We start from the raw sequence: 18,736 nt of genomic DNA on the forward strand, positions 1-18,736 counted from the left end.
AAAACTAAGTTTTACTTAACACCTGAGTTGTTCGTGCCTCGCTATGCGTTGGCGTTTCCCGTCTCAGTGGGGTCGCATTATAGGGAGATCCGAAAACAGATCAACCCTTTTTTGAAGAAAACTTGAAATAATGTGCTGTTCGCTGAGTATTTGAGCTAAACGCTCAAAAACACAACTAAACTACCATTATTAATAGGTTCATAGAGCTATTTGAAATGAAAGTTGTGGCAACTACTAACGGGTAGAGACACATTTCGATCATCGATGCGGAAAAAACAACCAATAGAGCAAGAGTCGTATTCCTATAATCATTTAAATTAATCAAAAGCTGAGAATTAAATTGATCAGCCTATGTTTAATAATAGTTTTACATATTTTAGGAGGAAGTTTACTTAGGCCGTAATGGTTAACTTTACTCTGAGGTTCTTAGTACCGGTATATTTATAAGAGTACGCACGTTATATCTTTTAATCAGCTCTATAAGTAGAAACTTCGTTAGGGATTGCTCTAATTGTAGCTCAATTCGCGGCGGCATTATTAATAGCTGTAAATCACAATATATAGTGGAAATGATCTTTAACTAGAATCTGATAGGCTATTTTGAATGAATGGTAAATAAAGAGTAATTAGGTAGAGCTATTAAAGCAGCTGTCAAAACAACTTATCAATTCAGAATCTATGAGTCATTGCCCATAATAGAAGGTAATTACTGGTTCATATAGTTTGACAAATTTTAGGCAAGAAAAAGCCGAGCATAGGCTCGGCTTTTAGGTTTCTTTAAGACTTACTCTGCAGACTGTGCGTCTTCTTGAACTGCTTCGCTAGTCGCTGGGCGACCAACTAGTTCAATATAAGCCATTGGTGCATTATCACCAGTACGGAAGCCACACTTAAGAATACGAGTGTAACCACCTGGACGATCCGCGTTACGTGGACCGATTTCACTGAATAATTTACCAACAACTTCATTATCACGCGTGCGAGCAAACGCTAAACGGCGATTTGCTACACTGTCAGTCTTAGCCAGTGTGATTAAAGGTTCAATTACACGACGTAACTCTTTCGCTTTAGGCAAAGTAGTTTTGATGATTTCATGTTTCACCAAAGAACCTGCCATATTGCTAAACATCGCTTTACGATGGCTACTGTTACGGTTTAATTGACGACCACTCTTACGATGGCGCATGACCCTATCCTTCTAACTAAACTAATATAGTGATTTAGATTATTCAGCTAAACTTGCAGGTGGCCAATTTTCTAGGCGCATGCCCAGAGAAAGTCCACGTGAAGCTAGCACGTCTTTAATTTCAGTTAGAGACTTCTTACCTAAATTAGGTGTTTTAAGAAGCTCAACTTCAGTGCGCTGAACTAAATCACCGATATATTGAATTTGCTCGGCTTTCAAACAATTTGCTGAGCGTACTGTTAATTCAAGGTCATCAACTGGACGAAGTAGAATAGGATCGAATTCTGGCTTCTCTTCTTTCTCTTCTGGCTCAGTTACATCACGTAAATCTACGAATGCATCTAATTGCTCAGCTAAGATAGTAGACGCACGGCGGATCGCTTCTTCTGGATCTAAAGTGCCGTTTGTTTCCATATCAATGATTAACTTGTCTAAATCTGTACGTTGCTCAACTCGAGCTGATTCAACCGAGTACGCAATACGTTCAACTGGGCTAAATGATGCATCAAGCAACAATCTACCAATTGGACGCTCATCGTCATCAGAGGATAAACGACTAGATGCCGGCACATAACCACGACCACGTTCAACACGAATACGCATGCTGATCTCGCTGTTATTTGTAGTTAAATTACAAATAACGTGATCTGGATTAGCAATTGTTACATCGCCATCGTGCTGAATATCAGCCGCAGTAACAGGGCCTACACCAGATTTAGTCAGGGTCAGAAAAACTTCATCTTTGCCTTCTAACGTTACTGCTAAACCTTTAAGGTTTAATAGTATTTCAATGATGTCTTCTTGAACGCCTTCTTTCGCGCTGTACTCATGTAATACACCGTCGATTTCAACTTCAGTTACTGCACATCCAGGCATAGATGAAAGTAATATACGGCGTAAAGCATTACCCAGAGTATGGCCAAAGCCACGCTCTAATGGTTCTAAAACTATTTTAGAACGCGTTGGGTTGATAGCGTCGATGTCGACTAACCTTGGTTTTAGAAATTCTGTAACAGAACCCTGCATTTTATCCTCTCTTAACTCTTAACTTTACTTAGAGTAAAGTTCGACGATTAGTTGTTCATTAATGTCCGCAGACAGGTCTGAACGCTCAGGTAGACGCTTAAAGCTGCCTTCCAATTTCTTACCGTCAACTTCAACCCAAGTCGGCTTTTCACGTTGCTCAGCCAACTCTAGAGCAGCGATGATACGTGCTTGTGTCTTAGACTTCTCACGGATTACAACAGTATCTTCTGGAGTAATTACGTATGAAGGAATGTTCACAACACGACCATTAACTAAAATCGCTTTATGGCTTACTAACTGACGTGCTTCTGCACGTGTGCTAGCAAAACCCATGCGATATACAACATTGTCTAAACGTTGCTCTAAAAGCTGTAACAAGTTTTCACCTGTATTACCTTTAAGGCGAGCAGCTTCTTTGTAGTAGTTACGGAATTGCTTTTCTAATACACCGTATATACGACGTACTTTTTGCTTTTCACGTAATTGTAAACCGTAATCAGATAAACGACCTTTACGGGCGCCGTGCTGACCAGGTGCAGTCTCAAGTTTACACTTAGAGTCGATAGCTCTTACGCCGCTCTTAAGGAACAGGTCAGTACCTTCACGACGACTCAGCTTGAGCTTAGGGCCCAAATATCTTGCCATGTTATTTCTCCTAACCTATTGTTAAACGCGACGTTTCTTCGGTGGACGACAACCATTATGTGGTATAGGCGTCACGTCAGTAATGTTGGTAATACGGTAACCAGCAGCATTCAAAGCACGTACAGCAGATTCACGACCTGGACCTGGACCTTTGATGAAAACTTCTAGATTTTTTAAACCGTATTCTTGAGCAGCAGTACCTGCACGCTCTGCAGCAACCTGAGCAGCAAATGGTGTAGATTTACGTGAACCACGGAAACCTGAACCACCGGCAGTAGCCCATGATAGTGCATTACCTTGACGGTCGGTAATCGTTACAATAGTGTTGTTGAAAGACGCATGAACATGAGCCATACCATCAGCAACTTGTTTTTTAACCTTTTTACGACGAATTGGTGTCTTAGCCATAATACTATCCCCTTATCGCTTAATAGGCTTACGAGGACCCTTGCGGGTGCGCGCGTTAGTCTTAGTTCTTTGACCACGTAGTGGTAAAGAGCGACGGTGACGTAGGCCACGATAACAACCAAGGTCCATAAGGCGCTTGATATTTAAAGTAACTTCACGACGAAGATCACCTTCAACAGTGTACTTGCCAACTGCATCACGCAGTACGTCAAGAATTTCGTCTGAAAGTTCACCGATTTTTGTGGTTTCGGCGATACCAGTCGCTACTAAGATAGCCTTAGAGCGAGTCTTACCTATGCCATAAATAGCTGTTAAACCAATAACTGCATGTTTATGATCAGGGACGTTAATGCCAGCAATACGGGCCACTAACACATCTCCTATATTCGAATTTGGTAATCATCTGTTTGAAAAGCCCGTAAGGATACTCAAACGAAGACCAAATTACTACTAAAAACACAGGCCGAGAAAACTCAGCCTGCACGCTGTTTACTTAACCTTGCCTTTGCTTATGCTTAGGCTCACTGCAAATTACGCGTACTACACCAGCACGTTTAATAACTTTACAGTTACGGCATATTTTCTTAACGGAAGCACGTACTTTCATTGCTCAACTCCGTAAACTGACCTTATCGACCGTAGCCTTTAAGGTTCGCTTTTTTCAGCACAGAATCATACTGATGAGACATCAGGTGAGTCTGTACTTGTGCCATAAAGTCCATGATCACTACAACGATAATCAAAACTGATGTACCGCCGAAGTAGAATGGCGTTTGCCACGCCATCGTCATGAATTCAGGCACCAGACAGATAAAGGTTATATACAAAGCACCTGCCAATGTCAGGCGTGTCATCACTTTATCAATGTATTTAGATGTCTGCTCACCTGGACGAATACCTGGGATAAATGCGCCAGATTTCTTAAGGTTATCTGCTGTTTCACGTGGGTTAAAAACCAACGCTGTGTAGAAAAAGCAGAAGAAGATAATAGCCGCAGCTAAAACAAGTGAGTACAACGGTTGACCTGGGGTCAACGTAGTAGCAACAGCTTGTAATACATCAGCGACTGGACCTTCACCTTGGCCGAACCAGCTAGCAATTGTACCAGGGAACAGAATTATACTGCTAGCGAAGATTGGTGGAATAACACCCGCCATATTTACTTTTAGTGGTAAATGCGTGCTTTGAGCAGCAAATACTTGACGACCTTGTTGGCGTTTAGCGTAGTTAACAACAATACGACGTTGTCCACGTTCGAAAAACACTACAAGATAAGTAACAGCGAATACGATTACCGCAACCATCAACAGTACAAAAACATTCAAATCACCTTGGCGCGCCATTTCGACTGTCGAACCAATAGCAGACGGCAAGTTAGCTACAATACCAACAAATATTAGAACAGAGATACCGTTACCGATACCACGCTCTGTTATTTGTTCACCCAACCACATAAGGAACATAGTACCAGTTACTAAACTCACCACTGCGGTGAAATAGAAACCCATACCAGGGTTAACAACTAACCCCTCCATCATGCCCGGTAAGCTAGAAGCAATACCGATTGATTGAATAGTAGCTAGCACAAGCGTGCCATAGCGTGTGTACTGGCTAATTTTTTTACGCCCTTGCTCACCTTCTTTCTTAAGCTCTATAAACGGAGGATACATATGCGTTAATAGTTGCGTAATAATCGAAGCCGAGATATACGGCATAATACCCAGTGCTAACACTGAAGCTCGCTCAAGTGCACCACCACTGAACATGTTGAACATCTCAACAATGGTGCCCTTTTGTTGCTCGAAGAAATCGGCAAGTACAGCGGCGTCAATCCCAGGGATCGGCACAAATGAACCTAGACGGTAAATTATGATAGCACCCAATACGAAGAGTAATCGGCGCTTCAATTCCGAAAGTCCACCTTGTGCACTTTTTGTATCTTGACCTGGTTTAGCCATTAGTACTTCCTTAGTCTTCTACCTTGCCTCCGGCAGCTTCAATAGCTTCGCGAGCACCTTTAGAGGCTTTAAGGCCTTTAACGGTAACAGCGCGTGAAACTTCGCCAGATTTAACAACTTTAACGAAAAGAACGTTCTTTTTAACTAGACCAGCTGCTTGTAACGCGCTTAGGTCTACCACATCGCCTTCTACTTTAGCGATTTCAAAAAGGTTTATTTCTGCAGATACTAAAGATTTGCGAGAAGTAAAACCAAATTTAGGTAGACGACGTTGCATAGGCATTTGACCGCCTTCAAAACCAACGCGTACTTTGCCGCCAGAACGTGATTTTTGACCTTTGTGACCACGGCCGCCAGTCTTACCTAGACCAGAACCGATACCACGACCAACACGTTTTGGAGCAGTTTTTGAACCTGCAGCAGGTGAAAGTGTATTCAAATGCATCGAATTAACCCTCTACCTTAACCATGTAAGAAACCTTGTTTATCATACCACGTACACATGCTGTGTCTTCTAACTCAACAGTGTGGTTGATACGACGTAAACCAAGACCGCGTAATGTAGCTTTATGTTTCGGTAAACGACCGATAGAGCTTTTTACTTGTGTTACTTTTACAGTTTGATTTGCCATGGTTACCCCAGTATTTCGTCTACGCGAAGGCCACGTTTAGCAGCGATTGACTGTGGAGAATTCATATTCTCAAGAGCCGAAATCGTTGCACGTACCACGTTGATCGGGTTAGTAGAACCGTAACATTTAGAAAGTACGTTCTGCACACCAGTAACTTCTAGTACTGCACGCATAGCACCACCTGCAATGATACCAGTACCTTCAGATGCTGGTTTCATGAACACTAGTGAGCCAGCATGACGTCCCTTAACAGGATGCTGTAATGTGTTGCCATTTAGGTCTACGTTGATCATGTTACGACGTGCTTTTTCCATTGCTTTTTGAATAGCAGCTGGAACTTCACGTGCTTTACCATAACCGAAACCTACTTTACCTGCGCCATCACCAACTACAGTTAGTGCAGTAAAGCTAAAGATACGACCACCTTTAACTACTTTAGACACACGGTTCACCGCGATTAGCTTTTCAGCTAGATCAGGCTGTTGTTGCTTTGCTTCTACGTTAGCCATAGTCTACTCCTAGAATTGCAAACCGGCTTCACGCGCAGCATCAGCTAGCGCCTTCACACGGCCGTGATATTTAAAGCCACTGCGATCAAAAGCAATCTTTTCGATGCCTTTGTCAGCCGCACGTTCAGCAACCGCTTTGCCAACTGCTTGCGCAGCTTCAACGTTACCGGTGCCTTTAACTGTTTCGCTAATAGCCTTTTCAACAGTAGAAGCAGCAGCCAGTACATTACCCTCAGCATTTACTACTTGAGCGTATATGTGACGTGGCGTGCGGTGGATAACAAGACGCGTTGTGCCTTGTTCAATATAATTTCTACGAGTGCGTTTAGCACGACGTAGACGAGCTGTTTTTTTATCCATCGTCTTACCTTACTTCTTCTTAGCCTCTTTACGGCGTACATTCTCATCTGAATAACGAACACCCTTACCTTTATAAGGCTCAGGTTTACGGTATGCACGAATGTTAGCAGCTGTTTGACCAACTAACTGCTTATCTACGCCCTTAACTAGAACTTCTGTTTGGCTTGGAGTTTCAATCGTAATTCCTTCAGGAACTGCGAAATTAACTGGGTGTGAGAAGCCAAGAGTTAAATCTAATGTTTTACCCTTAGCTGCAGCACGGTAACCCACGCCTACTAACTGAAGTTTCTTCTCGTAACCTTCATGCGTACCAACAACCATGTTGTTGATTAGAGCGCGAGCAGTACCTGCTTGAGCCCATGCATTAGCTACGCCATCACGAGGTAAAGTAGTAATAACGTTGTCATTAACTTGTACTTCAACAGCGTTGTTGATAGTACGAGTAAGTTCACCGTTTTTGCCTTTAACTGTGATTTCCTGGCCTTTTAATGTAACTTCTACACCGGCAGGAACAGTAATTGGTGCCTTTGCTATGCGAGACATAGTTCCCCTCCGATTAAGCTACAAAACCAATGATTTCACCACCAACACCAGCACTACGTGCTGTGCGGTCTGTCATTAGGCCTTTAGAAGTTGATACGATAGCGATACCAAGACCACCCATTACCTTAGGTAATTGGTCACGTTTCTTATAGATACGTAGACCAGGGCGACTTACACGCTGGATATTTTCAATTACAGCTTTGCCTTCGAAGTACTTCAACTCGATAGAAAGCTCAGGTTTAGTTTCACCGTTAACGGCGAAATCTACGATATAACCTTCGTCTTTTAGTACTTTAGCTAATGCTACTTTCAGCTTTGAAGTTGGCATCGTTACAGATACTTTCTTCGCTGATTGACCGTTACGAATTCGTGTAAACAAATCCGCGATAGGATCTTGCAAGCTCATAGTCTTACTCCCATGATTCTATTACCAGCTAGCCTTTTTAAGGCCAGGAATTTCACCGCGCATAGCTGCTTCGCGAACTTTAATACGGCTCATGCCGAATTTGCGAAGGAAACCATGTGGGCGGCCCGTAATGTTACAACGATTACGTTGACGTGCAGGGCTAGAATCACGAGGTAAAGCTTGTAGCTTAAGTACCGCGTCCCAACGATCATCTTCAGATGTGTTAACATCACTGATGATAGCTTTTAGTGCCGCGCGCTTTTCAGCGAACTGAGCAACTAGTTTTGTGCGCTTTGCTTCGCGCGCTTTCATAGAATTCTTTGCCATAACCCTACCCTTATTTCTTAAATGGGAAGTTAAACGCTTCTAACAACGCACGGCCTTCCTCATCAGATTTCGCAGAAGTAGTGATAGTAATATCCATACCGCGTACACGGTCTACTTTATCGTAATCGATTTCTGGGAAGATGATTTGTTCACGTACGCCCATGCTGTAGTTGCCACGTCCATCAAAAGACTTAGCACTTACGCCACGGAAGTCACGAATACGTGGGATAGCGATTGATACCAAACGCTCAAAAAAGTCCCACATACGCTCGCCGCGTAGGGTTACTTTACAACCAATCGGGTAACCTTCACGCACTTTGAAGCCAGCAACAGATTTGCGTGCTTTAGTGATTAGAGGTTTCTGACCAGAGATTGCTGCTAGATCCGCTACTGCGTTATCTAAAATCTTCTTGTCAGCTAGGGCTTCGCCCACGCCCATATTCAATGTGATCTTTTCGATCTGAGGGACTTGCATGACAGAGCTGAAACCAAACTTCTCTTGAAGTTCCGCAACTACTTTGTCTTTATATACTTCATGCAGTTTCGCCATCATTCTACTCCAACTATTAGATAGTTTTACCAGTAGATTTAAAGATACGTAATTTCTTACCATCTTCAATCTTGAAACCTACACGATCAGCTTTACTCGTTTCCGAGTTGAAGATCGCAACGTTTGATGCATCCATAGATGCTTCTTTCTCAACAATGCCGCCAGCTTGGTTCAATTGTGGAACCGGCTTTTGGTGTTTCTTGATCAAGTTTATGCCTTCGACAAAGATTCGACCAGATTCAGTAACAACTGAAAGCACTTTTCCGCGCTTACCTTTGTCTTTACCTGCTAGTACGATTACTTCGTCATCACGACGTATTTTTGCTGCCATGATTGGCTCCTTACAGTACTTCTGGGGCTAGTGAAACGATTTTCATGAACTTATCATTACGAAGTTCGCGAGTCACAGGGCCGAAAATACGTGTACCAATTGGCTGCAAGTTATCATTTAAGATAACAGCCGCGTTGCTGTCAAAACGGATCAAAGAACCATCTGGACGGCGAACACCTTTTCTGGTACGCACAACTACCGCGTTTTTAACATCACCTTTCTTCACTTTACCGCGAGGAATAGCTTCTTTTACAGAAACTTTAATGATGTCGCCAATCGCTGCGTAGCGACGGTGTGAACCACCAAGGACTTTTATACACTGCACTTTGCGAGCGCCGCTGTTATCAGCAACTTCCAGCTGAGTTTGCATTTGGATCATGTTAATGACCTCCGGTGTAGTAATTACAACGTGTCTAAAATTCGTTTAAAAATCAGACATTTCGATTAAATCCCAATCAAAAAACAAACGAGTTGTCTCTTAAGGGCGGGCAATTGTACCAGCATTGAGGGGGTAGTGATAGGTTATTTTTTAATTAATTTAGAGCGTACGGTTATTAAAGTTGAGTAATTACGGCTATGTAGCTATTTTACAGGTGGTTACAAAACAAACAAGGCACTATATAAGTGCCTTGTTTGTTTTAACTATAGATGATTAACCGAATAAACCTTTTAATTTATCTTTAATCTTATCCTTTGCTTTGTCTTTGGCTTTTTCTTTTGCCTCATCAACCTTCTGCTTAGCTTCATCTTTAAGCGCATTGCCTACATCAAGCTTTATACCAACATCGTGGAAAGGCCCTTTTATACGTAGTGGTATTTTAAAACCAGTGCTGTCATCAGTGGTCCCCTGTCCTTCGATTGATCCAACTATGCCTGTAACCAAACGGTAATTAACTGTTGTTTGCGGTAAATCAACATCGCCTTCACCTGATATTCTAACGAGTGGGCTAATAAGTGATAAATCAGTATTTTTACCAACACCATTAGTAAAGTTAAAACTTCCCGTTAGTGCAGAGAAATCTGTTTGCTCTGATTCTTCAAACCCGGTATCCAGCCCTTCAGACGCAGCACCAAAGTTTCCTGAAATGAGTTCCTTACCTTTACGAACCATCTCAGCTATATTCGCACCTTTTACAGCTCCATCAGCAAACTCAAATTCAAGTTTTCCGTTAAGCGCACCAATAAACGACTTTTGACTTTGGCCAGTTGTGTTTAGGTTCCAATTTAAAGAACCCTTACCCATTAGCTTGTCAAAACCTGCCGCATCAGTTAATAAAGGCTGTGCATCTATACCAGCTAAGTCAAAGTTAGTTGATATTTTATAAGGCACTTGTTGTGCGTTTACATTAATAACGCCTTTACCTGACCCTTCATAAGCAGAAAAGCTATCTAGGCTTAGTTTTGCAACGCTATTTTTTAAAGCAACAGTAAATTGATTGGCGCCCAACTTAATATCGTTAGCTTTTAATCCACTTGAACGAATAACTACATTCGCATCTAGTGAATTTAACGCACTTAGATCAATTTTAGTGTCATCCCATACTATTGGCTCTGCAGGTTTATCATTTTGCTCTACTGGCTCTTCTTGTTTTGCTACTGCTTCAGGTAGGTACGGGTTTAAATCAAGCATACCTAAATCAATATCAGCATTTACAGCTAAACGCTTACCTAGGTTAAGCTCACTCTTACCTTTTATTTCCAATGCGTCTAACGTCGCAACTAAATCTTCTAAATTAAATTTCTCACCTGCTAGGTGCATTTTACCGTTTACACTAAATGCGTTAAAAGCATTGTCTTTAGCGTCTAACTCTACACCTTGCCATTTCGCAATACTTTTAACTGACTCACCGCTTAGTGATAACTGACCTTTAATATCTTGGCCTTGCCCAGCGATGCTCCCTTCGAACGTTAGATCAACTAAACGAGAATCTAAGGTTTGTTTAACATTAAAAGTAGCACCTTCAATTGCTTTAGCAGGAGTATCTAATTTTATATCAAGCTCAAAACGCTCCTGCATATAAGTAATACCCCCTTTTACTTCTAATGTTTTACGAAGTGATGGAAGTAAAATAGCGAGTTCTAAATCACTAATTTGTTGCTTAGCACCTGTTAGACCATCTAGATAAGTAAATGTGCCGCCATAAATAGCAACCTCACCTAACTCAATATCAAAGTTATCTGGAAGCTTTATCGCTTCACCTGATTGGCTTTGCTCTTTAGGTTGCTCTGCAACTGCATCAAACAACTGCCAATTAGCTTTACCATTTTTGTCAGTTTCTAATAGGATATTTGGTTCATTTATAACAAACTTATCTAATTTAAACTCACCACCAAATAATGAAAACCAAGGTATGTGTACAGCAAGCTGTTTCATACTCGCCATATCGGCGCGCGAACCTGATTCCATATTTGCAAAATGCACGTCGTTAAGTTCTAACTTTAATGCAGGGAATACGCTAAGTGTTTTATCACCTTTAATAGTAAGAGTGCGCCCAGTTGTTTGTTCTACCTGCTCAGACACTTTATTAAAAATAGTATCACTAGGGATTAAAAACGGTGCGGCAACAATTAGTGCTATACATAGTAAAAGTATTACACCTACAATTTTAAGTAAAGTTTTCATGATCGTCCTTTCAAACGTGCAAATAATGTTCTTATCATAGCGAGTGTTAGCCTTAAAATCATTGTAGTTGATGTAAAAAAGCCACTAAAACCATTTTACCTGTTATATATGAATCTTTCCTGAAACATTTTGATACCTTTAGGTTACAAATAAATATTGACCCGGTGATACCCCAAGGTTACATTGATACCCAGAGGTTACAAAAAATAAAATACTATTACAGGATGAATACTATGAAACAACAGGATATTAAAACTGAAGAACAATTTATGGGTCAAAACATATGGATTAGTTTAAGCGCAGGGATAGTTTGTTTACTTCTCTGTGTTTACTCACTAATAAAACAAGATCAACATATTGGAGGGCTTTTAACTGTTGGAATGGGCGTTTTTTTTTATATAGTTATAGTGATTATTTATCTCATTAAAGGGGGTTTTCCGTTAAAAATGTATTTTCAATACGCTTATAAAGATGAGTTTCTAAACACCATTGACACTAATGCATATAAACATACAAGTTTTGCATTTGGGTTTTGCCTTCTTGGTGTTTTTTATATAAGCGATGAAATACCTACCGAATTTTCGCATGCAACTATGGCAATATTCTACCTAGGTATCATGCTCTTGGTATATGGCGCTTCATTGCTTTGGCAAAATCGTGATTAGGAGAGGAAATGCAAAATAACATAGCAAAGTATCGAAAAGAGGCCGGGCTTTCACAGCAAGAACTTGCTGATGCTATTAACGTGTCGCGCAAAACAATAAGTACCGTAGAAACAAACCGGTTTACGCCGTCGGTAATAATTGCTCTAAAAATAGCAAAGCATTTTAATACCTCAGTTGAAAGCCTATTTGTACTGGATGAAAATGATTGATACATGTTAAAGCATTAGTCTCATTTTATTAGCAAAAATACTGATTTAGTCACTTCAATTACAACGTATGGAGGACAGCGCTGTTGTTATTAGCGTAATTGCGCTAAAATAGACCAGCAAAAAAATATATATCTAAACCGGAGATTCTACAAGGCATGAAAAAACTGCTAATTTCACCGTCAAAAATGACGCTAGGCGAACAAGAAAATCAAATCTATCAGAACATTCTGAAGCAATCTTCAGAGTTAAGCCTTAACCTTATGGCCGTGAAAGTAGAAAACCACCCTGATGATTTTTTACCTTGGTGTTACGAATTGCTAAGTGCAAGCAGAGATCGTATGAACTACGATTTGCTAGAGCCACAGCAGTTACCAGTACTTAAGAAGCTACACGATCAGCTTATTTCAGCTATCAGCTTTTTACAGGTTAAAACTTTACGTATTGCTCCGTGGCCTGTTGTAAGTGTATTTGTAGAACAACACAAAGACGTTATTGCACTTGATGAACAGCTTCGTTTGGTAGACTACATCAAAAGCATTCGTGAACAGTCTCTTAAAGATATGATTCCTGAAGACTTACTTGCGTTTAGCGGTAAGCACATGGCATCACTTGATCCAAGCACATACAACTTTGACGTTGAATGGTTTGCATCTACAAAGAGTGCAAAGAGCTTCCATCAAATGCTTGGTGATTTACCAGGTGCTTTTGACGATGCACTAGTGAATATTCCACTTGAAGGTGATATTACTCAATACGAATATCAACAATTTGTTGCTGCTTATTCAAAAATATTCACCGACAACAACGAAAAACCAACACTTGCGCCTGCAACACGACTGCTTGCAATGCGTCGCCCTGATTTATTTACTCCGATTACAAATAATCGATTAGATGCATTATGTGGTGCCCTTGGTGTTTCTAAACTTAAAAATAGTGATTTTGAGCGTTACTGGCAAGATATCGTAAAAGGTATTCAAGCTATGTCATGGTACAAAATGGCTAAACCTAGTAATGAGTTAGAAGAACAATTGGTTGCTATTAAAGCATTAATTCCATGTTTCTTTCACTACGCTGATGCTAAAACACCAGATAACTCTAACTACATTAAACTGCTAACCAAGCCTAAACGTACTACAACTACAACAGGTAAAACTCAGCGTAGAGGTAAAGAGTCTGCAGAAATTCTAGTAGACCGTGCACTTGCTGCTGACGATATTCCTGAGCATATTCGCAGTAAACGTGATTCAATTGTGAGTGAAGTACAAAAAGGTCGCAGCGTAAACGAAACAATTAGCCTTATGCGCACTATATTCGGTTAAAATCTTCTAATTTAGCCGTACTTTTATGGTGCGGCTAGGTTAATTTATGCACCAGCAATGTGCGCAACATCTTCCTTCATGTTATATCCCCATCCTATTCATAAAATTCAAGCTCATGTTTTTAATAAATAAAAAATAATTTTTAATAAAAAATAATGAAGCTGGCACATACAGTGCAATTATCCCGTTAGTTAAACAATAAAAAGCCGTCAGCCTAAAGGTTCCGATTACATAATAAAAACCTTGGCGAGCAAAAATCATATAACGGGAAATGGACATGCTAAAACTAAAAAAAACAATCGCTATCAGTGCTATAGCATTAATGGGCGCAACATCTTTAACGTCAACAGCCGTACATGCTGAAGTAACTGCTAATGCAGCGGCAACATCAAACTACTTATGGCGTGGTCAAGAGCAAACTGGGGGCGATGCAGCTATTTCAGGCGGTATTGATTACGCCAATGAATCGGGCTTTTATGCAGGTACTTGGGCTTCAAATGCATCGTGGGCAGATGAAATGACCTATGAGCTTGATTTATATGCAGGCTTTGGTGGCGACATTAACGAAAGCGTTAGCTACGATGTTGGCTATATTTATTACGCTTACCCAGATGCCGCTTCTGAAGCAGACGCAGATTTCTCTGAAATTTACGGTAGCATTAGTGTAGAAGGTTTTACATTTGGTGCTTCAGTACTTGCAACATCAGCTGCAAGTGGTGATGGTACAGACTTTGGTGATTCACTTTACCTGACAGCTGACTACGGTTTTGCTGTTGGCAGTAACGGCACTGAAATGGCACTTCACTTAGGCCATTACTCTGGTGATTTTATTGGCGATGACAATATTCTAGATTACGGTGTATCAATTTCGAAAGACGGTTTTACTTTTGGTTTGTCTGATACAGATATGGATGATTCAGATATTAAAGCTTACGTTGCTTATTCTGTAGACTTTAATTTATAAGAAAGAATGTGTTACTTGCTGCAACACGAAGGGCCTTTTGGCCCTTTTCTCGTTTTTGAATAAGACCCCTCACACCTGTTAACAAACCGTTACAATTGAATGAAAACAATACATACTTTTTCCTTTATTCTATAACTTAGTCACTGGGCATTTATAACTGCCTAGCCATAAAATAGGTATAAAGGAATAATAATGAAATCACCTAACGCTTTTAGCGCCCTACTCGATATTTATATAAATCCTAGTAAAGCTTTCAATGGTGTTGAACACGCCAAGGGTTGGTCATGGTTAGCATTTATATGTATTACCCTTGCTAGGCTAGTATCGCTAGTGTTTATATTTTTTACTCTAGTGTTGATATGCAGTTTTTGATTAATGAGCAAGTAGCAGCATCAAGTATAGATGCAACAATTGGCGAGCAAAAAGCAATTCGTCAAAGTATAGAGCTAAATGCAGAAAACCAAATTTGGTTTGCTCTGTTTGGCAGCGTAATGGGGCTAGCTATTATGAATGCACTCATGGCACTTTATTATATGCTTGTGGCTAAACAAGATCCTGAATCAGAACATAGCTACGGAGCTTGGTATGGATTCTCTACCTGGACAATGATGCCAGTTGTTATTTCAAGCCTAGGCACAATTGCTCTTGTACTAAGTGCAAGTACAGATCAAATATCTCAACAAGCCGTATTTAGCTACGCATCTATTAACCAATTAATAATAGGACTTGAAATTGGCCATCCTTTTTATAGCTTATTAGAATCAATAAACTTATTTAGCTTTTGGAGCATTGCGCTGGGAATGATCGGCTTAAAATGCTGGACTAATTTTTCAACTAACAAAGCACTCCTATTCTCTGCACTTCCTTCAATCATTATTTTTGGTATTTGGGCAGTCATTGCAGCAATGTAACCACTAGATGGGGGTATGTATTGCCTCCGCATTACTTAATTCACGGATAGATAAAAATGAAAAAAGCAATAATCATCACACTCGCTGTAGGCGCATTTATAGCCCTAATTGTGTCAAAGCAAATCTCTGGCGATGAAAAGCAAGCCGAAGTAAATATTGCTCAAGTAGAGCTTGGCGACATTGCTGACTCAATAATGGCTTCAGGTAATTTAGTTTTTAATACACAAGTGCAATTACGCTCTGAAGTGACAGGCCGAGTAGATAAAATATTTGTTCAAGAAGGCCAAGGAGTGAAACAAGGTGACATGTTAATGCGCCTTGATACAACCGCTTTTGAATCTGAAGTTACCCGTAGTAAAGCAATCCTTCGCGCCACAGAAATTGAAATTAAACATAGTAGAACACGCCTAACTAATCTAGAACGACAACTTAAAAGACAAAAAGACTTATACGATGTCGGTTTAGGTAATCAAGAGAGCTATGAGAACATTGAGAGCGCACGCGATCTGGCTAAAATCGATATTGAATCACGAATAGAGTCGTACAACCAAGCACAAGCATCACTACAAATTGCGCAAGATCGCTTAAGTAAAAGTGTATTTAGAGCGCCAATGAGCGGCTTGCTTGCATCTGTAAATATTAAAGAAGGTGAAACCGTTATAGCCGGTACTACTAATATTATTGGTTCTGATTTGATGTTAGTAGCCGACCCAAGCGCTATTTTAGCCGAGCTACGTGTTGATGAAACCGACATTGCGAGTATTAAGCTTAACCAAAAAGCGAATATTTATGCTGCCGCATACCCTAATAAACCATTTAGCGGCACAGTAATCAATATTGGTACTTCAGCTAAAAACCAAGCAGGCTCTCAAGGTTTATCATTTAAAGTAAAAGTATTACTCGATACTACTGAGCGCCAGCTATATGCAGGAATGAGTTGTAGAGCAGAGATCGCAACAAGCATTGCCGAAAACGGTTTAAAACTTCCAATAGAAGCAATCCAAAAAGAAGACGATAAAACATTTGTATGGCGACTAAATAGTGATAACACAGTTAGCAAAATTGCCGTAACTGTTGGAATATCATCTGATATAGAGCAAGCAATTACTGACGGCTTAAATGAGGGCGACAAAATAGTTATTGGCCCTGCGCGCCCAGTAAGTCTTCTGGCTGAAGGTGATGCGGTAAAACTTAAATCAGATGCAGACAAGGAAGAAGCCTAATGTCTGCGGTAATCAAACTTGAGCATATTAATAAACAATACAAAATGGGCTCAGAGGTATTTAAAGCACTTGATGATGTAAACGTACATATAATGCAAAACGAGTACGTGGCGATTATAGGACCTTCTGGTTCTGGCAAGTCGACCTTAATGAACTTACTAGGTTGTTTAGATACACCCACCAGTGGCGAATACTACTTAAAAGACAAACTAGTAAAAAGTATGACCGAGACAGAGCTTGCTCATCAGCGTAATGAAAGCGTTGGGTTTATATTTCAAAGCTTTAACTTAATACCACGTGCAACCGCACTAGAAAATGTAATGCAGCCTTTAGTGTATCGCTTTATTCCTAGCAAACAGCGCAAGCAACAAGCCCTAGAAGCACTAAAACGGGTAGGTCTCGGTGATAAAGTTAATCACTTATCTAGCCAACTATCAGGTGGGCAACGTCAACGTGTTGCTATTGCCCGCGCTTTAGTCACAAAACCACATATATTATTAGGAGATGAACCCACAGGTAACCTTGATAGTAAAACAACCCGCGAAATTATGGATTTGTTTGATGAGCTGCATAACGAAGGTCACACTATTATTTTAGTAACACATGAGCAAGAAATTGCCGATCATTGCCAACGCGTAATTCGTTTAGTGGACGGTAAAGTGGTAAGTGATGTAACTAAAGATGAAGGAATCAAGCAACATGTTTAAATCAGCTCTTGCCATAATGGAAGGCACTAAAGCCGCTTTTTCAGCTATTAAAGCTAATGCAATGCGCAGCGCACTGACTTGCTTGGGCATTATTATTGGTGTTGCCGCCGTAGTTACTGTAGTTGCAGTAATGCAGGGTTTTACAAAGCAAATAAACGATCAACTTGCTGATATGTCGCCAGATGTAACAACAATAAAGCCTTACACCAGTATTGAACTCGAAATGGTTGGTAAAAATGCCAAGCTTACCTACGACGATTTTTTAGCTTTAAAGTCGCGTATAAAAGAAGCTGAAACGCTAACTGCCCTAATGTTTACCTGGCGCTTTTCGGGGGGAGCTGAGTATGGAAATAAAAGCCACTCATCGCGTGTTATCGGTACTGAGCAAGACTATCAAAAAGCGTATCGTACTTATCCTGAACTTGGTCGCTTTATTCGTGCTGAGGACGATGATAAGCGAAGAAGGGTCGCATTTATCGGCCCTTCAATCATAGAAAAGCTAAACCTTCCTGAAAACCCAGTAGGTGAATATATAAAGCTAGGTGGTGAATGGTTTAGAATTATTGGCGTTGCTGAAAAACAAGGTAGCTTATTTGGTTTTGACCAAGATGATTACATTAATATTCCAATTAGTACCATGAGTGCTTTAGAAGGCGGAAGTACACAAACTAATGTGCAAATTATGTTTAGGTTAAATGAAGGTACTAACGAAGAACAAGTGCTTGCAAAAATAACCCGTGTATTACGCCAACTACATAAACTAAAAGAGAAAGATGAAAACGACTTTGAATTTGAAACCGCTGAAAAATCTCGTGCCCAAATAGATAAATTTACCAGCAGTGCTACTGCTATTACTGCTGGTATTGTTGGCATTAGCTTACTTGTTGGCGGTATTGGTGTTATGAATATAATGCTAGTGTCAGTAACTGAACGCACACGCGTTATTGGTACATTAAAAGCACTAGGCGCAACACCTGGTTTTATTATGCTGCAGTTTTTAGTTGAAGCCGTTGTGCTTTCACTCTTTGGTGGTTTAATAGGACTCATTATAGGATATGGCGCCGCAGGGCTTATTTCGTTTTTAGTCCCTAGTATGCCTGATGCATATATACCAGCATGGGCTGTAATACTATCGTTCGGATTTACATCAATGATTGGAATTATATTTGGTTTAGCCCCCGCCATTAAAGCAGCAAGACTAAACCCTATAGATGCACTGCGTTACGAATAACTA

The 18,736-nt window shown here is 40.5% G+C and carries 26 protein-coding genes; 8 read left to right on the forward strand and 18 right to left on the reverse strand.

Going from position 1 to position 18,736, the window contains the following annotated elements; translation table 11 throughout:
- Positions 1-784: 784 nt before the first annotated feature.
- The 18 genes from rplQ to CXF64_RS01015 all read right to left on the reverse strand — a co-directional run bounded on the left by rplQ (position 785) and on the right by CXF64_RS01015 (position 11,504).
- Positions 785-1,186: a 50S ribosomal protein L17 gene (gene rplQ / locus CXF64_RS00930; RefSeq protein ID WP_002959450.1), complete on the reverse strand. Its 402-nt coding sequence runs from the start codon at positions 1,184-1,186 to the stop codon at positions 785-787.
- A 39-nt stretch (positions 1,187-1,225) separates the two neighbouring features.
- The gene (locus tag CXF64_RS00935; RefSeq protein ID WP_002959452.1) at positions 1,226-2,212 is read right to left on the reverse strand and encodes a DNA-directed RNA polymerase subunit alpha; all 987 of its coding nucleotides are present in this window, start codon (positions 2,210-2,212) and stop codon (positions 1,226-1,228) included.
- 24 nt (positions 2,213-2,236) lie between these two features.
- Positions 2,237-2,857 (reverse strand): 30S ribosomal protein S4, encoded by a 621-nt coding sequence (gene rpsD / locus CXF64_RS00940; protein ID WP_002959461.1) that lies wholly within the window; start codon positions 2,855-2,857, stop codon positions 2,237-2,239.
- Positions 2,858-2,878: 21 nt separating this feature from the next.
- Positions 2,879-3,265 (reverse strand): 30S ribosomal protein S11, encoded by a 387-nt coding sequence (gene rpsK, locus CXF64_RS00945; protein WP_002959471.1) that lies wholly within the window; start codon positions 3,263-3,265, stop codon positions 2,879-2,881.
- A 12-nt stretch (positions 3,266-3,277) separates the two neighbouring features.
- Positions 3,278-3,634, reverse strand: coding sequence for a 30S ribosomal protein S13 (rpsM, locus tag CXF64_RS00950; RefSeq protein WP_007584664.1), 357 nt, complete (start codon positions 3,632-3,634; stop codon positions 3,278-3,280).
- Between the two features lie 124 nt (positions 3,635-3,758).
- Positions 3,759-3,872, reverse strand: coding sequence for a 50S ribosomal protein L36 (gene rpmJ / locus CXF64_RS00955; protein WP_002959476.1), 114 nt, complete (start codon positions 3,870-3,872; stop codon positions 3,759-3,761).
- Positions 3,873-3,894: 22 nt separating this feature from the next.
- Positions 3,895-5,223: a preprotein translocase subunit SecY gene (secY, locus tag CXF64_RS00960; RefSeq protein ID WP_007584663.1), complete on the reverse strand. Its 1,329-nt coding sequence runs from the start codon at positions 5,221-5,223 to the stop codon at positions 3,895-3,897.
- 10 nt (positions 5,224-5,233) lie between these two features.
- A complete protein-coding gene (rplO, locus tag CXF64_RS00965) occupies positions 5,234-5,668 on the reverse strand; it encodes a 50S ribosomal protein L15 (protein WP_002959480.1) in 435 nt (144 codons plus the stop codon).
- Between the two features lie 4 nt (positions 5,669-5,672).
- A complete protein-coding gene (rpmD, locus tag CXF64_RS00970; protein WP_002959482.1) occupies positions 5,673-5,855 on the reverse strand; it encodes a 50S ribosomal protein L30 in 183 nt (60 codons plus the stop codon).
- Between the two features lie 2 nt (positions 5,856-5,857).
- Positions 5,858-6,364, reverse strand: coding sequence for a 30S ribosomal protein S5 (gene rpsE / locus CXF64_RS00975; protein WP_002959485.1), 507 nt, complete (start codon positions 6,362-6,364; stop codon positions 5,858-5,860).
- A 9-nt stretch (positions 6,365-6,373) separates the two neighbouring features.
- On the reverse strand, positions 6,374-6,724 hold the full coding sequence (rplR, locus tag CXF64_RS00980) for a 50S ribosomal protein L18 (RefSeq protein ID WP_002959486.1): 351 nt from the start codon (positions 6,722-6,724) through the stop codon (positions 6,374-6,376).
- Between the two features lie 9 nt (positions 6,725-6,733).
- Complete coding sequence (gene rplF / locus CXF64_RS00985) at positions 6,734-7,267, reverse strand: 50S ribosomal protein L6 (protein ID WP_002959488.1); 534 nt, start codon at positions 7,265-7,267, stop codon at positions 6,734-6,736.
- Between the two features lie 13 nt (positions 7,268-7,280).
- Positions 7,281-7,673 carry a 30S ribosomal protein S8 gene (rpsH, locus tag CXF64_RS00990; protein ID WP_007584660.1) on the reverse strand — a complete coding sequence of 131 codons (393 nt, stop codon included), beginning with the start codon at positions 7,671-7,673 and terminating at the stop codon, positions 7,281-7,283.
- 21 nt (positions 7,674-7,694) lie between these two features.
- The gene (rpsN, locus tag CXF64_RS00995; RefSeq protein WP_010554914.1) at positions 7,695-8,000 is read right to left on the reverse strand and encodes a 30S ribosomal protein S14; all 306 of its coding nucleotides are present in this window, start codon (positions 7,998-8,000) and stop codon (positions 7,695-7,697) included.
- A gap of 10 nt (positions 8,001-8,010) precedes the next feature.
- Positions 8,011-8,550, reverse strand: a complete 540-nt coding sequence (gene rplE, locus CXF64_RS01000; protein ID WP_010554915.1) for a 50S ribosomal protein L5 — start codon at positions 8,548-8,550, stop codon at positions 8,011-8,013.
- A gap of 16 nt (positions 8,551-8,566) precedes the next feature.
- Positions 8,567-8,881: a 50S ribosomal protein L24 gene (rplX, locus tag CXF64_RS01005; RefSeq protein WP_002959496.1), complete on the reverse strand. Its 315-nt coding sequence runs from the start codon at positions 8,879-8,881 to the stop codon at positions 8,567-8,569.
- A 10-nt stretch (positions 8,882-8,891) separates the two neighbouring features.
- The gene (gene rplN, locus CXF64_RS01010; RefSeq protein WP_002959498.1) at positions 8,892-9,260 is read right to left on the reverse strand and encodes a 50S ribosomal protein L14; all 369 of its coding nucleotides are present in this window, start codon (positions 9,258-9,260) and stop codon (positions 8,892-8,894) included.
- A gap of 273 nt (positions 9,261-9,533) precedes the next feature.
- Positions 9,534-11,504 carry an AsmA family protein gene (locus CXF64_RS01015; RefSeq protein ID WP_101216072.1) on the reverse strand — a complete coding sequence of 657 codons (1,971 nt, stop codon included), beginning with the start codon at positions 11,502-11,504 and terminating at the stop codon, positions 9,534-9,536.
- A 233-nt stretch (positions 11,505-11,737) separates the two neighbouring features.
- Between CXF64_RS01015 and CXF64_RS01020 the strand changes: the two genes are divergently transcribed.
- From CXF64_RS01020 to CXF64_RS01060, 8 genes are all read left to right on the forward strand, one after another.
- Positions 11,738-12,169, forward strand: coding sequence for a hypothetical protein (locus tag CXF64_RS01020; RefSeq protein ID WP_007584645.1), 432 nt, complete (start codon positions 11,738-11,740; stop codon positions 12,167-12,169).
- 8 nt (positions 12,170-12,177) lie between these two features.
- Positions 12,178-12,378 (forward strand): helix-turn-helix transcriptional regulator, encoded by a 201-nt coding sequence (locus CXF64_RS01025; RefSeq protein ID WP_024591361.1) that lies wholly within the window; start codon positions 12,178-12,180, stop codon positions 12,376-12,378.
- Between the two features lie 155 nt (positions 12,379-12,533).
- Positions 12,534-13,697 (forward strand): hypothetical protein, encoded by a 1,164-nt coding sequence (locus CXF64_RS01030; protein ID WP_024591362.1) that lies wholly within the window; start codon positions 12,534-12,536, stop codon positions 13,695-13,697.
- A gap of 277 nt (positions 13,698-13,974) precedes the next feature.
- Positions 13,975-14,661 (forward strand): TorF family putative porin, encoded by a 687-nt coding sequence (locus CXF64_RS01040; protein ID WP_024591363.1) that lies wholly within the window; start codon positions 13,975-13,977, stop codon positions 14,659-14,661.
- A 359-nt stretch (positions 14,662-15,020) separates the two neighbouring features.
- Complete coding sequence (locus tag CXF64_RS01045; protein ID WP_232783774.1) at positions 15,021-15,572, forward strand: YIP1 family protein; 552 nt, start codon at positions 15,021-15,023, stop codon at positions 15,570-15,572.
- Positions 15,573-15,628: 56 nt separating this feature from the next.
- Positions 15,629-16,795: an efflux RND transporter periplasmic adaptor subunit gene (locus tag CXF64_RS01050; RefSeq protein ID WP_101216073.1), complete on the forward strand. Its 1,167-nt coding sequence runs from the start codon at positions 15,629-15,631 to the stop codon at positions 16,793-16,795.
- Entirely contained in the window at positions 16,795-17,502 is a 708-nt protein-coding gene (locus CXF64_RS01055; RefSeq protein ID WP_024599491.1) for an ABC transporter ATP-binding protein, read from the forward strand. The genes CXF64_RS01050 and CXF64_RS01055 overlap by 1 nt, the downstream gene beginning before the upstream one ends.
- Positions 17,495-18,733: an ABC transporter permease gene (locus CXF64_RS01060; protein ID WP_101216074.1), complete on the forward strand. Its 1,239-nt coding sequence runs from the start codon at positions 17,495-17,497 to the stop codon at positions 18,731-18,733. Before CXF64_RS01055 ends, CXF64_RS01060 begins: the two co-directional genes overlap by 8 nt.
- The last annotated feature ends 3 nt before the right edge of the window (positions 18,734-18,736 follow it).

Source organism: Pseudoalteromonas sp. GutCa3, assembly GCF_002836155.1.
Taxonomy (GTDB): Bacteria; Pseudomonadota; Gammaproteobacteria; order Enterobacterales; family Alteromonadaceae; genus Pseudoalteromonas; species Pseudoalteromonas arctica.

What these genes read in the sequence shown, in the direction of transcription:
- CXF64_RS01030 (WP_024591362.1), top strand. Translation starts at nt 12,534, where the DNA reads ATGAAAAAACTGCTAATTTCACCGTCAAAAATGACGCTAGGCGAACAA.
- rplX (WP_002959496.1), bottom strand. Translation starts at nt 8,881, where the DNA reads ATGGCAGCAAAAATACGTCGTGATGACGAAGTAATCGTACTAGCAGGT.
- rplF (WP_002959488.1), bottom strand. Translation starts at nt 7,267, where the DNA reads ATGTCTCGCATAGCAAAGGCACCAATTACTGTTCCTGCCGGTGTAGAA.
- secY (WP_007584663.1), bottom strand. Translation starts at nt 5,223, where the DNA reads ATGGCTAAACCAGGTCAAGATACAAAAAGTGCACAAGGTGGACTTTCG.
- rplN (WP_002959498.1), bottom strand. Translation starts at nt 9,260, where the DNA reads ATGATCCAAATGCAAACTCAGCTGGAAGTTGCTGATAACAGCGGCGCT.
- CXF64_RS01045 (WP_232783774.1), top strand. Translation starts at nt 15,021, where the DNA reads ATGCAGTTTTTGATTAATGAGCAAGTAGCAGCATCAAGTATAGATGCA.
- CXF64_RS01040 (WP_024591363.1), top strand. Translation starts at nt 13,975, where the DNA reads ATGCTAAAACTAAAAAAAACAATCGCTATCAGTGCTATAGCATTAATG.
- CXF64_RS01025 (WP_024591361.1), top strand. Translation starts at nt 12,178, where the DNA reads ATGCAAAATAACATAGCAAAGTATCGAAAAGAGGCCGGGCTTTCACAG.
- rpsK (WP_002959471.1), bottom strand. Translation starts at nt 3,265, where the DNA reads ATGGCTAAGACACCAATTCGTCGTAAAAAGGTTAAAAAACAAGTTGCT.
- rpmJ (WP_002959476.1), bottom strand. Translation starts at nt 3,872, where the DNA reads ATGAAAGTACGTGCTTCCGTTAAGAAAATATGCCGTAACTGTAAAGTT.
- rpmD (WP_002959482.1), bottom strand. Translation starts at nt 5,855, where the DNA reads ATGGCAAATCAAACTGTAAAAGTAACACAAGTAAAAAGCTCTATCGGT.
- CXF64_RS01050 (WP_101216073.1), top strand. Translation starts at nt 15,629, where the DNA reads ATGAAAAAAGCAATAATCATCACACTCGCTGTAGGCGCATTTATAGCC.
- rpsD (WP_002959461.1), bottom strand. Translation starts at nt 2,857, where the DNA reads ATGGCAAGATATTTGGGCCCTAAGCTCAAGCTGAGTCGTCGTGAAGGT.
- CXF64_RS00935 (WP_002959452.1), bottom strand. Translation starts at nt 2,212, where the DNA reads ATGCAGGGTTCTGTTACAGAATTTCTAAAACCAAGGTTAGTCGACATC.
- CXF64_RS01060 (WP_101216074.1), top strand. Translation starts at nt 17,495, where the DNA reads ATGTTTAAATCAGCTCTTGCCATAATGGAAGGCACTAAAGCCGCTTTT.
- rplR (WP_002959486.1), bottom strand. Translation starts at nt 6,724, where the DNA reads ATGGATAAAAAAACAGCTCGTCTACGTCGTGCTAAACGCACTCGTAGA.
- rplO (WP_002959480.1), bottom strand. Translation starts at nt 5,668, where the DNA reads ATGCATTTGAATACACTTTCACCTGCTGCAGGTTCAAAAACTGCTCCA.
- rpsN (WP_010554914.1), bottom strand. Translation starts at nt 8,000, where the DNA reads ATGGCAAAGAATTCTATGAAAGCGCGCGAAGCAAAGCGCACAAAACTA.
- rpsH (WP_007584660.1), bottom strand. Translation starts at nt 7,673, where the DNA reads ATGAGCTTGCAAGATCCTATCGCGGATTTGTTTACACGAATTCGTAAC.
- rpsE (WP_002959485.1), bottom strand. Translation starts at nt 6,364, where the DNA reads ATGGCTAACGTAGAAGCAAAGCAACAACAGCCTGATCTAGCTGAAAAG.
- CXF64_RS01055 (WP_024599491.1), top strand. Translation starts at nt 16,795, where the DNA reads ATGTCTGCGGTAATCAAACTTGAGCATATTAATAAACAATACAAAATG.
- CXF64_RS01020 (WP_007584645.1), top strand. Translation starts at nt 11,738, where the DNA reads ATGAAACAACAGGATATTAAAACTGAAGAACAATTTATGGGTCAAAAC.
- rplE (WP_010554915.1), bottom strand. Translation starts at nt 8,550, where the DNA reads ATGGCGAAACTGCATGAAGTATATAAAGACAAAGTAGTTGCGGAACTT.
- rplQ (WP_002959450.1), bottom strand. Translation starts at nt 1,186, where the DNA reads ATGCGCCATCGTAAGAGTGGTCGTCAATTAAACCGTAACAGTAGCCAT.
- CXF64_RS01015 (WP_101216072.1), bottom strand. Translation starts at nt 11,504, where the DNA reads ATGAAAACTTTACTTAAAATTGTAGGTGTAATACTTTTACTATGTATA.